At 75.8% G+C, this 12590-nt stretch carries 11 protein-coding genes; 2 read left to right on the top strand and 9 right to left on the bottom strand.

The annotated features are described in order from the left end of the window. Positions 1 to 72: 72 nt before the first annotated feature. The 3 genes from OG335_RS19340 to OG335_RS19330 all read right to left on the bottom strand — a co-directional run bounded on the left by OG335_RS19340 (position 73) and on the right by OG335_RS19330 (position 2663). Positions 73 to 720, bottom strand: a complete 648-nt coding sequence (locus OG335_RS19340; RefSeq protein WP_405012369.1) for a hypothetical protein — start codon at positions 718 to 720, stop codon at positions 73 to 75. 147 nt (positions 721 to 867) lie between these two features. Beyond that, positions 868 to 1728, bottom strand: a complete 861-nt coding sequence (locus tag OG335_RS19335) for a GntR family transcriptional regulator (protein WP_405012368.1) — start codon at positions 1726 to 1728, stop codon at positions 868 to 870. 137 nt (positions 1729 to 1865) lie between these two features. Then, the gene (locus OG335_RS19330; protein ID WP_405012367.1) at positions 1866 to 2663 is read right to left on the bottom strand and encodes a carbon-nitrogen family hydrolase; all 798 of its coding nucleotides are present in this window, start codon (positions 2661 to 2663) and stop codon (positions 1866 to 1868) included. A gap of 155 nt (positions 2664 to 2818) precedes the next feature. Here OG335_RS19330 and OG335_RS19325 point away from each other — a divergent pair, with 155 nt between their 5' ends. Together OG335_RS19325 and OG335_RS19320 are read left to right on the top strand one after the other, a co-directional pair. Then, on the top strand, positions 2819 to 3652 hold the full coding sequence (locus tag OG335_RS19325; protein ID WP_405012366.1) for a maleylpyruvate isomerase family mycothiol-dependent enzyme: 834 nt from the start codon (positions 2819 to 2821) through the stop codon (positions 3650 to 3652). A 159-nt stretch (positions 3653 to 3811) separates the two neighbouring features. Continuing rightward, entirely contained in the window at positions 3812 to 4621 is an 810-nt protein-coding gene (locus OG335_RS19320) for a BRO family protein (RefSeq protein ID WP_405012365.1), read from the top strand. A 55-nt stretch (positions 4622 to 4676) separates the two neighbouring features. Here the strand turns inward: OG335_RS19320 and OG335_RS19315 are convergent, their stop codons facing one another. From OG335_RS19315 to OG335_RS19290, 6 genes are all read right to left on the bottom strand, one after another. Beyond that, positions 4677 to 5990: a nitrate/nitrite transporter gene (locus OG335_RS19315; RefSeq protein ID WP_405012364.1), complete on the bottom strand. Its 1314-nt coding sequence runs from the start codon at positions 5988 to 5990 to the stop codon at positions 4677 to 4679. Between the two features lie 104 nt (positions 5991 to 6094). Continuing rightward, the gene (locus tag OG335_RS19310; protein ID WP_405012363.1) at positions 6095 to 7327 is read right to left on the bottom strand and encodes a M64 family metallopeptidase; all 1233 of its coding nucleotides are present in this window, start codon (positions 7325 to 7327) and stop codon (positions 6095 to 6097) included. Positions 7328 to 7515: 188 nt separating this feature from the next. Next, the gene (locus OG335_RS19305; RefSeq protein WP_405012362.1) at positions 7516 to 8766 is read right to left on the bottom strand and encodes an ABC transporter permease; all 1251 of its coding nucleotides are present in this window, start codon (positions 8764 to 8766) and stop codon (positions 7516 to 7518) included. Continuing rightward, positions 8766 to 9437 (bottom strand): ABC transporter ATP-binding protein, encoded by a 672-nt coding sequence (locus OG335_RS19300; RefSeq protein WP_405015454.1) that lies wholly within the window; start codon positions 9435 to 9437, stop codon positions 8766 to 8768. Before OG335_RS19300 ends, OG335_RS19305 begins: the two co-directional genes overlap by 1 nt. A 5-nt stretch (positions 9438 to 9442) precedes the next feature. Next, on the bottom strand, positions 9443 to 10921 hold the full coding sequence (locus OG335_RS19295; protein WP_405012361.1) for a peptidoglycan-binding protein: 1479 nt from the start codon (positions 10919 to 10921) through the stop codon (positions 9443 to 9445). Positions 10922 to 11190: 269 nt separating this feature from the next. Next, positions 11191 to 12417, bottom strand: coding sequence for a benzoate/H(+) symporter BenE family transporter (locus OG335_RS19290; RefSeq protein ID WP_405012360.1), 1227 nt, complete (start codon positions 12415 to 12417; stop codon positions 11191 to 11193). Positions 12418 to 12590: the final 173 nt, after the last annotated feature.

Below are 12590 nucleotides of genomic sequence, written 5' to 3'. Positions count from 1 at the left end.
GGAGGGGCGGTCCCGCGGGGCCGCCCCTCCGGCCGTTACCCGGCCGGGCGCCGCGGGAACGACCGGAACCGGTCAGGCGAAGACGATCATCGAGCCCTGGGTGACGCTGCGAGTGGCCGCCGCGTACAGCCCGGCCCAGGCGTGCCGCTCGCGGGCGTACGGGTGGACGTCGTCGAGCGGCGGCGCGAACGGCTGCTCCAGCCCGGTCGGGGCGAGCGGCCTGGTCGGCGACGGCGGATCGAGCACATCGATGCCCAACACCGGTGCCACCAACTGCAGTTCACGCAGCAGCCCGTACGAGGAGCCGAGCGGTCCGCCGGTCGCGAGCAGCGCGTCGTCCACCAGCGGCACACCGAACTCGACCGGCACGTACGCCCCTGCATGGTCGAAGTGCCAGACCAGGTGCGACTGTTCGGCGGTCGACTCGAACATCTCCAGCAGCTGCTCGTAGTCACCGCCGAGCGCGTCCACCGGGGTGATCGCGAAGCCGGTGATGCCCAGCAGGTAGGCGCGGCGCAGGAAGTGCAGCGAGTCGTAGTCGAACGCGGCTATCGGCTCGACGTCGCCGCTGATGCCGGGCGCGTAGCTGTGCACCGGGACCTCGGGCAGCCCGTGGCCTGCCAGTACCGCGTTGTAGCGGGCCAGGTCCTCGCGGAAGGGGTTCTCGGGGCTGTACGTGAGGACGTCCACGAGCGGGACGAGCCAGAGGTCGCAGGCCATGGGCCGGCTCACCCTCTCCGGTGGTCGGGCGCCGGGTGCGGCCGCCGGCGTTGGTGGGGAACGACCGCCCACCCTACCGGCCGGGTCCTCGCGCCCGTCGACCTCCTCGGGCCACCCGGACCCGTCCCGCGGGCGGGTGCCCACCGGTCAGGGCGAGGCCGCCTCGCCGCCCGCGGAGGCCACCGGGCGCACCGGCCGGCCGAACCGGCCCGGCGGGACGGACCGCGGCAGCGGCACCCGGTTCGCGTCCTCGACGACGGGCGCCGCGGCCGGACGCGCCACCGGCGCCCGCAGCAGGCCGACCACCGGCACGCTGTCGAGGTCCTCGCCGGACAGCCGGGCGAGGAGTGCGAGGGTGTGCAGGTTGTAGTCGTTCACCGTCTGGTGGGCGCCGGGGAGGTCGCGGGCCTCGATGCGGTCGACGAGCTCGCCGTGGCGGTCCCAGCACAGCCCTCCGAGGTTCTCGGCGGGCCGCAGGAACGGCGCGGCGAACATCCAGGACTGCACCCGCAGCCAGCCCAGGTACTCGGAGATCCGGGCGTTGCCGAGCAGCCCGGACGCCTCCTCCCAGAACCGCAGGTCGCAGCCGACGAGCACGTCGAGCTGCCCGGACCGGGACGCCCGGGCCGCCGCGTCCGCCCGGCGGCGCAGCGAGGGCAGCCGCGACCAGTCGAACCGGCGGGACGGGCCGGCCGTGAGGCGGCGCAGCGCGCTGTCGGTGAGCAGGGTGCGGGCCTCGAAGATCTCCAGGAAGTCCCGCCAGGTGAAGGCGGGCACGGTGAAGCCGCGGTTGTGCTCGGTGCGCAGCAGGCCCTGGGCCGCGAGGTCGACCATCGCCTCCCGGGCGGGGGTCGCGGAGACCCCGTACAGGTCGGCGACCTCCTTGACGGTGAAGTTCCGGCCGGCCGGGAGGCGCCCGGCCATCATCTCCTCGCGGAGGGCGTCGGCGATCTGTTCCCGCAGGCTGTTGCGCTGGATCGGCGGACGGGCGGCACCGGTGCCGTTCATGCGGGCCACCCCTCCTCTCGGCGGTCGGGGAACCACCGCGGAACGCGATGGCGGCTCATCTTCTCAAAGAGACGCCCCCGGGTACACACGCACCCAACCCCGCCCATAAGCGGACAGCGGCGCGGCCGGTCCGCCGGTCAGCGCTGGACCGGCGCCGGGATGCCCAGCAGCCGGTCGCGGTGCACCGGGAACTCCGCCCGCGCCTTGGCCACCTCCGCCGGGTCGAGGTCGACGGTGAGCACCTCCTCCTCGGCCCCCGCCTCCCCGAGCACCCGGCCCCAGGGGTCGACGACCAGGCTGTGCCCGGCCTGCGGCACCCCGCCGTGGGTGCCGGCGGTGTTGCAGGCGAGCACGTAGGCCTGCTCCTCGACCGCGCGCGCCCGGGCCAGCAACGTCCAGTGCTCGCGTCGGCGGGCCGGCCAGGCGGCGGGGACGACCAGCAGTTCGGCGCCGTCGTCGAGCAGGGCCCGGAACAGTTCGGGGAACCTCAGGTCGTAGCAGGTGGCGAGGCCGAGCCGGCCGACGCCGGTGTCGGCGGTGACGATCTCCTGGCCTGCGCCCATCGCGACGGCCTCGCCGCTGTCGAAGCCGAAGCGATGGATCTTGCGGTAGGTGTGCGTCAGCGTGCCGTCCGGCGCGAAGAGCAGCGAGGTGTTGTAGATCGGCCCGTCGGGGTCGCGCTCCACGATGGAGCCGGCGTGCAGCCAGACGCCGGCGGCCCGGGCGGCGGCGGCCATGGTCTCGGCGGTCGGCCCGTCGAGCGGCTCGGCGCCGGCGGACCAGGCGTCGTACGCGAAGCCGCCGAGTGCCCAGAGCTCGGGCAGGACGACGAGGTCCGCCCCGTCCTGGGCGCGGACCAGCGCGGCCGCGCGCGACCTCCGCTCGGCCGGCGGTTCGGCGTCGGAGACCGCGAGTTGGATCAATGAAGCGCGCACAGTACCACCGTCCACGGCAAGAGTCCTACGATCATCACCCGAAAGCACTGCCCTGCTGTGACCCGACAGCGTAACGTGCGGGTAGCACTTGCGCCCCCAGGTCTCGGCGACAGCGGCGGCGGGTGTCGGAAGCTGACGGAGGGCCGGAGATTCCCGTGACGGACAACCAGACCGTGCAGGCCTACACCGACGCGTGGACGCAGTCCATCGAGTCGGTCGCGGAGCTGCTGGCCCCGCTGCCCACCGACTCGTGGAACCGGCCCACCGACTGCCCCGGCTGGTCGGTGCGCGACGTCGTCTCGCACATCATCGCCGTCGAGTCCGAGCTGCTCGGCGACCCGCGACCGATCCACTCGCTCCCCCGCGACCTGCGGCACGTCACCAGCGAGTTCGCCCGGTACATCGAGCTGCCGGTCGACAAGCGGCGCTGCCACACGCCGGTCGAGATCACCAGCGAGCTGGAGTACACGGTGATCCGCCGCTCCCGGGCCCTGCGCAACGCCCGGCAGGAGCCGCAGGACCTCGTCCGCTGGCCGGCCGGCCCGCTCTCCCGCGACATCCCCTACACCGAGCTGCTGCGCAACCGCGCCTTCGACGTGTGGGTGCACGAGCAGGACCTGCGCCGCGCCCTGCGGGTGCCCGGCAACCTCGACTCGCCCGGCGCCCTGGTCGCCCGCGACCTGCTGGTCCAGGCGCTGCCCAAGGTGGTCGCCAAGCTGGCGGGCGCACCGGCCGGTTCGACGGTCGTCCTCGACGTGACCGGCCCGGTGGAGTTCCTGCGCACCGTCCGCGTCGACGCGATGGGGCAGGGCAGCGTCGACGCCTCGGTGGGCCTCGCCCCCGACGTCCAGCTCCACCTCGACTGGGAGACGTACGTGCGGCTCGCCTGCGGGCGCGTCCGCCCGGAGACCGCCGCGGCGGGCATCCGGGTCGACGGCGACACCGAGCTGGCCGCGCGGGTCATCGCCCACTTCGCCGTCACCCCCTGACGCTCCCGGCAGGCCCGGCGCAGGCGCCGCGGCGCGCGCCCCCGTACGCGGGTGGCGTGCACCGCTGACCCCCCGGACATTCCCGGGCGGCCGTCACGTCACCCGTTCGGCCCTCGTTGATGCGTGCAGACCCATCACCGAGAGTGAAGGAGGGGCGGCATGGACGACGAGACCGGCATGGTGCTGGTGCCGTCGGAGTTCCCGGTCACCGGGGAGGCGATCAGGGTGGTGATGATCGACGGCGAGCCGTGGTTCGTCACCGCGGACGTGTGCAGGATCCTCGGCAGGAACAACCCCAGCGACGCCGTGAAAGGCCTCGCCCCGGGACACACCGGGCAGGTGGACCTGCGGTCCGTAACTCTAGCCTCAGGCGAGGGTATTGACGTTTCCGCAGGTGGAAAACCCTACGGGCGGGGCAATCCGGTGGTCGGCGTGCTGAGCGAGGCCGGGCTGTACCGGCTGATCATGCGCTCCCACAAGCGGTCCGCGGCACCCTTCCAGGCGTGGGTGACCGACGAGCTGCTGCCCGGGATCCGGGCCGGCGCGTTCGACCTCGGGCACCACCGGGAGCGGATGGCCGAGACCCTCGCCGAGGCGGTCGGCAGCCGGATCGACATCGTCGCCGAGGTCACGCGGGGTGACGGACTGGGCGTGCTCGTGCACTCGGACGGCACGGTGCACTGCCGGCACGGCGAGATGGTGTTCCGGGTGCCCGGCCGGGAGGAGGACAGCGGCCCGCCCTTCGGCGGGTACTTCGGCTGCCCGAGCGTGGAGCACGTGGGCATCCGGGGCAGTGTCGCCGTCCCGCGCTGCCCGCGGCTCAAGCTGGTGGAGCTGATCCGCCGGCTGGCGGCGCCGACCGTACGGCCCTCCGCCGGCGGCGCGCTCTCCTGCGAGCTGGGACGCGCCCGGCTGTCCGGCGCCGTGCCCGACATCGCCGACCTGCTGCGGGAGCTCGGCGAGGCCTGACGCGGGGTCGCCGTCCCCCCGCGGCCGGGGGGGGCGGCGTCCGCCGTCGGGCCGGTCAGCCGGCGGGTGCGACCTTGCGGCGCAGGCGCAGGATCATCGCGGTGCCGGCGGCCAGCGGCAGGAACTGCCAGCAGAGGGCCCACCTGTACGTCTCGGCGGTGTACGCGCCGCCGGGCCCGGCGAGGGCGTCGAGCAGGACGCCCACGCCGAGCAGGGTGACGACCGTCCCGACGAAGCCGCCCATGTTGGCGATGCCCGAGGCGGTGCCGAGCCGTTCGCGGGGGTTGGCCGAACGGGCGTGGTCGAGGCCGATCAGCGAGGCCGGTCCGTTGCTTCCCATGACGAGCACGAGCACGAGGAGCAGCCAGAGGGGCGGGCGCCCGCCGGGCCAGGCGAGGGCGGCGGCCCAGCTGCCCGCGGTGGCGCCGATCACCGCGAGGGTGAGCGGCATGCGGCTCTGCGGGCTGCGGGAGACGACCCGGCCGAAGACCAGGGAGAAGACCATCGTGCCGGCCACGAGGACGGTGAGCATGCCGCCGGCGGCGGCGCGGCTCATGCCCTGGCCCTCGACGAGGTAGGGCATGCCCCAGAGCAGGCCGAAGGCGGCGGCGGGGAAGGCGGTGGTGAAGTGCACCCACAGGCCGAGCCGGGTGCCGGGTTCGGCCCAGGCCGCCCGGATCTGGGCGCCGACCCGGATCGGTGCCGCGGCCGGGGGGCGGCCCCGCCCGTGCTCCGGCCCCTCCCGCAGGGTGAGGGCGACGAGTGCGAAGACGGCTGCGCCGGCGGCACCGATGGCGGCGAAGGTGACGGTCCAGCCGCGGCTGTGCAGTGCCTGGGCGAGGACGACGGTGGTGAACAGGTTGCCGACCACGCCGACGAGGCCGGTGAGCTGGGCGATCAGCGGGTTCCGGGCGGCGGGGAACCAGTGCGCGGCGACCCGCAGCACACTGATGAAGGTCATGGCGTCGCCGCAGCCGATCACGGCACGGGCGGCGAGGGCCGGGCCGAACGAGGCCGCGAACGCGAAGGCGAGCTGCCCGGCGCTCATCAGCAGGACGCCCAGCAGCAGGACCCTGCGGGCGCCGAGCCGGTCGACGAGCAGGCCGACGGGTATCTGCATGGCCGCGTAGACCAGCACCTGGAGGACCGCGAAGGTGGAGAGCGCGGACGCCCCGATGCCGAACCGCGCGGCGGCGTCGAGACCGGCGACGCCCAGGCTGGTGCGGTGGACCACGGCGAGGAGGTAGACGGAGGCGCCCACGGTCCAGGCCGTCCAGGCGGCGCGACCGCCGGGAGGGTCGGTGCGGGGCGCGGGTGCCGGGCGGGCCCCGGGCAGGGGGGTGGTCGTGCCGGCAGGGTCCGCGCTCATGGCGCGAGCCTAGTCATCCCATGACCTGACCAATCAGGCAGGGTCCGGCCGACCGTGCCCGGCCCTCCGGACCCGTACGGGCGGCCGCCGGGCGCGGCCGCCCGTCAGCCCGTCAGCGTCCAGCTCACGGTGCGGGTCATGTAGCGGTCGCGGAAGGCCTCGTCACGGACCCAGTCCGTGGTGTCCCGGACGGTCGCGGTGACGGTGGCACGGGCTCCCGCGGGCAGGCCGAGGGTGGCGGTGTCCAGCCAGCTGCCGCCTGCGGCGGTGGGCGGCACCGGCTTCCCGTCCACCGTCCAGTCGACGTGCAGCTGGCGCGGCCCGTCCAGCGGCAGCGCGGACACCTGCAGCCGGGGGCGCCCGCTGACCGGTCCGGCGGCGGGCACCGTCCCGTCCAACGGCTGCACCCGGCGGTAGATCTGCTCGACGATCGCCTCGCGCGACGGCAGGTTGTACGAGCCGCCGAGGGTCCGCATCACGGAGTCTGGGGTGGGCCGGTAGAGGCCGTTCGCGCTGCGGTACGCGCCGACCGTGCCCCCGCCGTCCGGCGAGGTGGCGCCCAGCCACCGCCACCACTTGGTGCGGGTCCGCAGCATCTCGGCGGCGTCGACGGCCGAGAGGTTGGCGTAGGCCGGGTCGGTGGGGGCGCTGTCGTACTCGTCGCCGAGGTCGCCGACCGTGTGGCCGATCTCGTGCTGGATGATCCGTCCGGCGTCCGGGCTGCCGCCCGCGAGCGTGGTGACCCCGGTGCCGCCCGCGCCTCCGTACTCGGCGGAGTTGGCGAGCGCTATCAGGTACTGCGGCCCGGCGTCCGGGCCGGCGTAGCGGGCGGTGGCGTCCTCGTCGGCGCAGAGCAGCCGCGCCGTCCCCTCGCACCAGAAGTGCATGCCGAGCGGGGTGTCGGCGGCTTCGCCGTCCTCCGACTCGGCGATGCCGGCGGCCGGGGAGACGACCTCGACCCGCCGTATGTTGAAGAAGTTCTGGTACGTCCGGAACGGCTCGATCTCCATCAGGGCCCGCCAGGCCCGGTCGGCCTGCTCCCGGAAGAGCGCCTGCTGGCCGAGGGTGTAGCCGTCGCCGAGCAGCACCAGGGTGATGCGGTTGGCCGGGTCTCCGGCGCGGCGGACGTCGACGCTGGGGGCGGCGCCGGGGGCCCGCAGGTCGAGCCGGTGCGGGGCGGGCGGTGCCACCCGGTCGGGCAGCGGGCCGACGGGCGGCCCTATCACCGCGGACGGTGCGGGTGACGCCACCTCCAGGGCGGCGGGCAGCACGGCGGCCGACATCAGCACGAGGGCGGCGAGACTCCGGACGATCCGGCCAGGGTTGCCAGGCGGCATGCGGGTGCGTCCTCCGGGCTCCGGTCACCCGGCGGGGGCTCGGGTGGGGGTCGCACAGACGTACCCACGGCGGTGCACCCGGCCCACCGGTCGAGCCCGAAGTTCGCCGGACCGGACCAACGCCCGTCCGGCGTGTCGGCTGGCGCCGGCGGCCGCGGCGGCCCCGGCACCCGCCGATCAGCCGCCGATCAGCCGCTGCGCAGCGCGGCGACCGGGTCCGTCCGGGCCGCCCGGACGGCCGGGTGGAGACCGGCGAGCGCGCCGACCGCGGCACCGGCCAGCGGCGCCGGCAGGGTCGCCCACGGCTGCAGCACGGCCGTCCAGTCCCGGGCGGCGGCCACGGCCAGCACGGTCAGCACCCCGGCGCAGGTGCCGACGAGGCCGCCGAGCGCGCCGAGCACCGCCGACTCGGTGAGGAACTGCGCGGCGATGTGGTGCGTACGCGCGCCCAGGGCGCGGCGCAGCCCGATCTCCGGGGTGCGCTCCACCACCGCCACCAGGGTGGTGCCGGTGATGACCGCCGCGCCCACGGCCAGGCAGGTCGCGGCGAGCGCCAGGAGGAGTCCGTTCGGGCCGGCCGTGCGGGGGTCGCGCAGGGTGCGCGGGTCCGGCGGGGCGGTGACGGTGAACCGGTCGGGGGCGTCCGGGCGCAGCGCCACGGCCAGCTGGTCGGCGACCACCGCGGCCGCACCGGCCCGGGTGGCGACGAGCAGCCGGGCGGCCCGGTCGCCGCCGGGGCCCGGGTTGCCGAAACGGGCCAGCGCCGTCGAGCCGGGGATGATCAGCCCGGGCCGGGGGTCGGGCAGCCGTGCGGCGTCCTCGTACACGCCGACCACGGTGTAGGGCAGCCCGTCGATGAAGATCGCGGGCCGCGCGTCCAGCCGGTGCACCCCCAGGCGGGTGGCGGCCTCCGTGCTGAGCAGCACGACCGGCAGTTCGGCCGACTGCGCGTACCGGTCGAGGGTCACCCCGGCGGTCAGCGCGGGATCCATCGCGGCGACCGCGCCCGGGCTGGCCGCGATCAGCGTCAGGTCCGGCCCCGCGGGGCCGCCGCCCGGCGAGGCGGAGATCCGCAGGTGCTCCGCCGGGATCCGCCACCACACGCCGGCCGCGGTCACCCCCTTGATCCGGGCGGCCCGGGCGTCGGCGTCGGTCGGGAAGCCGGACTGCGGGTTGGCCCCGGGCGGCACGCCGTCCTTCACCGGATGGTCGGCCACGGTGACGGTGGTCGCCTCCGTCGGGTCGAACCGGGCGCCGATCTGCCCGGACACGGTCGCCGCCAGCCCCAGCACGGCGACGGACGCACCGATGCCCAGCACGGTGCCGAGCATCGTGAGGGCCGAACGCCCCGGCCGCCGGACCACCCCCGCCAGGGCCTCGGACACGATGTCGCGCGGGCCGAACCGGGAGGGCGGCCCGGGCAGCGCCGTCCTGGCCATCAGGCGGCCGCCGGCTCGGCGAGACGGCCGTCGCCGATGTGCACCACCCGCCCGGCCCGGGAGGCCACCGCCGGGTCGTGGGTGATCACGACCAGGGTGTGGCCGTCGTCGTGCAGGCCCGCCAGGAGCTCCAGCACCACCGCGGCGGCGGCGGAGTCCAGGTTGCCGGTCGGCTCGTCGCACAGCAGCAGGCTCGGCCGGTTGACCAGCGCCCGGGCGACGGCGACCCGCTGCCGCTCGCCGCCGGAGAGCGTGGTGGGCAGCGCGTCCAGCCGGTGGCCCAGGCCGACACGGCGCAGCGCCGCGCGGGCCGCCGGTCCGCGGTCCGGCCACGGGGTGCGGTTGTAGACCTGGGCGAGCAGCACGTTCTCCTCCGCGGTGCGGTGCGGCAGCAGATGGAACGACCGGAGGACGAAGCCGATCCGGCTCCCGCGCAGGGTGGAGCGGTCCCGGTCGGACATGCCGCCGGTGTCGATGCCGTCCAGCAGGTAGCGGCCACAGCTCGGGGTGTCGAGCAGGCCCAGCAGGTGCAGCAGCGTCGACTTGCCCGAGCCGGACGGCCCGGTGACCGCCACGTACTCGCCCTGCCGCACCGCCAGGTCGCACGGGTGGAGCGCGGTGACCGGCGGCGGGCCCGCGAAGGTGCGGCCGATGCCGTCGAGCCGGATCACCTCGCTCACCGGCCCACCACCACCGGGTCGTTCGCCTGGAGCTGCGCGGACTGCACCGGGGTCACCGCCACCTGGCCGTCGGCGTTGACGCCGGTCGTCACCGGCACGGTGATCCGGCGGCCGAGGGAGTCGATCCGGGTGACCGCGGTACGCCCGGAGGCGTCGGTGAAGACGGCGGCGACCGGCACGCTGAGCACCGGTTCGGCGGTGGCGCTGCGCACCACCGTGATCCGCACGTTCTGCCCGTCGAACGCGGCCGGCAGCGGCTCGGCCGGTTCGATCCGCAGCGGCACGTACGCGGAGACCTGCGGGCCCGGCCCCGGGGAGGCCCCGGCCGTACCGCCCGCGGCCGGGGCGGCCGCGGCCCCGCCGATCGGGATCACCCGGGCTGCGGGCGGTGCGGTGGTCGGGGTGCCCACCTCGGCGACCCGGCCCTTGACCGTGGTGCCGGTCGCCTCGGAGAGGATCTCCACCGCCATGCCCGCCCGGATCCCCGGCGCCTGGCCCGGGGGCAGCTCCCCGGTGACCACCAGGTCACCGCTGGCCAGCGAGAGCAGGGCGCCGGCCACCGGCGCACCGACCGGCGCGTTGACCGTGGTGACGACGGCGGGCAGGGCGGGCACGAACACCACCTCGCCGGCCGGCACCGTCGGCCCGTCGAGCGCCTGCGCCTCGGCCAGCGCCGCCGTGTCCTCGGCCAGTCGCGCGCGGGCCTCCGCGAGCGGCTCGGGGGGCGCCACGGCGGCGCCCTCGGCCGGCCCCACCGGTGCGGCGGCGGCCTGCTGTGCCGTCAGCAGGTCGATCTGGCGCTGGTCCGCCTCCACCGCCTGCCGGGCGGCGTCGACCGCCTGGCGGGCCGCCGGGCCCGCGGTCGGCGCCTGGCGGCCGAGCCCGCGGTAGTAGGCGGTCACCGCCGCGGCCGTGCCCGGCCCGTAGTCGCCCTCGTCGTCCGTGCCGCGCCCGTGCCCGAGGTCGGCGAGCGCGGCCTGCAGTTGGGCCACGTCCGGCCCGCTGCTGCCGGGCCTGAGGTCCCGGTAGGCCGGGACGGCGCCGCGCAGCACGACGAGCGGCCGGCCGGAGACCTCCGCGAGCAGCTGCCCGTTGTCCACCCGGTCGCCGGCCTTCACGGCGAGCGCGGAGACGTAGAGCTGGGTGATCTCGGCCGAGGTCGGCACCGGGGTGACGTCGTAGCGGGTGGGCGGGTAGACCTGGCCGCGGGCGACGGTGGACCTGGTCAGCACCTGCATCGTCGCCTGCGCCGTCAGCAGGGTGTCCGGCGGCGCGGCGGCGCCGGCGGCCCGCTCGGCGGGCGAGGTGACGAACGCGGCGGCGGCGACGACCCCGCAGGCCACCAGCCCGGCGGACGCCGCCACCGCGAGGAGCGCGCGGCGGCGCCGGGTCGTCGGCGACCGGCCGGCGGGCGCGGTGTCCTCCGGCTCGTCCGGGTCGAATTCCTGCTCCGGTTCACTGATCAGGTCGCTCAACGCCAGTCCCCAGCCGTTCACCGCCGCTCGTCGGACGGATTTCCACGTGCACCGGAGCGATTGATGCGCCTTCCCCACCGCAGCCGGGCCGAGCCGCCCCAGCGTCGCACGGGGCCCGTCGCCCCCCGTGGTGCGACAGCGCCGAATCCGGCCCGAGCACCCGTCTCCCGCAGGGAATTCCACCATTCGGGTCACTCCGCCGGGCGGTGTGCCGGGCGCGTCCGGCCCGGCGCCTCACGGGCGGGGGCGGTACCGGGCCGGGTCCGGCCTCAGCGCCGCCGGAAGGTCAGGACGGCGTGCGTGGCCACGCCGAGCAGCAGCCCCCAGAAGGGTGCGCCGATGCCGAACAGCGTCATGCCCGAGGCGGTCGCCAGGAAGGTGACGACCGCGCCGTCCCGGCCGCGCTCGTCGGCGACCGCCGCGGCCAGGCTGCCCTGGAAGGAGGCGAGCAGGGCCACTCCGGCGATCACCGCGATCAGCACGTGCGGAAGCCCGGTGAAGAGGCTGACCAGCACCCCGCCGAAGCTGCCCACCACCAGGTACAGCACGCCGGCGGACATCCCGGCGACGTACCGGCGGCGCGGGTCGGGGTGGCTCTCCTCGCTGGTGCAGATCGCGGCGGTGATCGCCGCCAGGTTGACCCCCGGCGAGCCGAACGGGGCGAGGAGCACCGACAGCCCGCCGGTCGCGCCGACCAGCAGCCGGTCGTCCGGCCGGTAGCCCGAGGCCCGCATGATGCCGAGGCCGGGGGCGTTCTGCGAGGCCAGCGCCACGATGGTGAGCGGCAGCGCCAGGCCCACGGTCGCCGCCCAGGAGAAGGCGGGCACGGTGAGCACCGGCCGGGTGGGGCCGCCCGATCCGACGTGCAGCGGCAGCCCGACGGTCGCGGCCGCGAGCACGGCGCCGGCCACCAGGGCCAGCGGCACGGCGTACCGGGGGACGAACCGCTTGGCGCACAGGAACGCGGCGAAGGCGCCGAGCACCAGCACGGGGGCGCCGCGCAGCTCGGTGAAGATGCCGGCCCCGAAGGTGAAGAGGATGCCGGCCAGCATGGCGTTGACGATCCCGACCGGGACGGCGCGAACGAGCCGGCCGAACAGCCCGGTGGCACCGAACACCGCCACCGCGGCCGAGCTCAGCAGGAAGGCCCCGACCGCCTCCCGGTACGGGTACGCCCCGAGGCTGCCCACCAGGAGCGCCGCACCGGGGGTGGACCAGGCGGTGATCACCGGGGTCCGGGTCCACCAGCTGAGGAGGAGACAGGTGAGGCCGCTGCCGATCGACACCGCCCAGATCCACGACGCGGTGTGTGCCTGGTCGAGCCGGCCGGCGGCCGCCGCCGCGAGCACCACCACCAGCGGACCGGAGAACGACACGGCGATGCAGACGAGCCCGGCGAGCAGGGCGGGCAGCGAGGCGTCGCGCCGGAGCGACGGCGAGTACGCGGACGGGGTGGCGGAGGCCTCGACCTGCACCGCCGTCTGATGATCGGACATGCCGAGCAGTATCGCGGAGGACCGCCCGAACCCCGGAGGAATATCCCGGGAGAACCTGCAACCGTTCGCCGGGAAACGCGTCCATAGCGATGAAGGCCGACAACGAACGAACCCGGTGACAGACCCGGGGGACGGTCGCACCGGACGGCCTTCGCCTCGCACCGTCAGCACAG

Origin of the sequence: Kitasatospora sp. NBC_01539, assembly GCF_045040525.1 — a bacterium.
GTDB lineage: Bacteria > Actinomycetota > Actinomycetes > Streptomycetales > Streptomycetaceae > Kitasatospora.
This window is presented reverse-complemented; position numbering and strand designations above follow the sequence as displayed.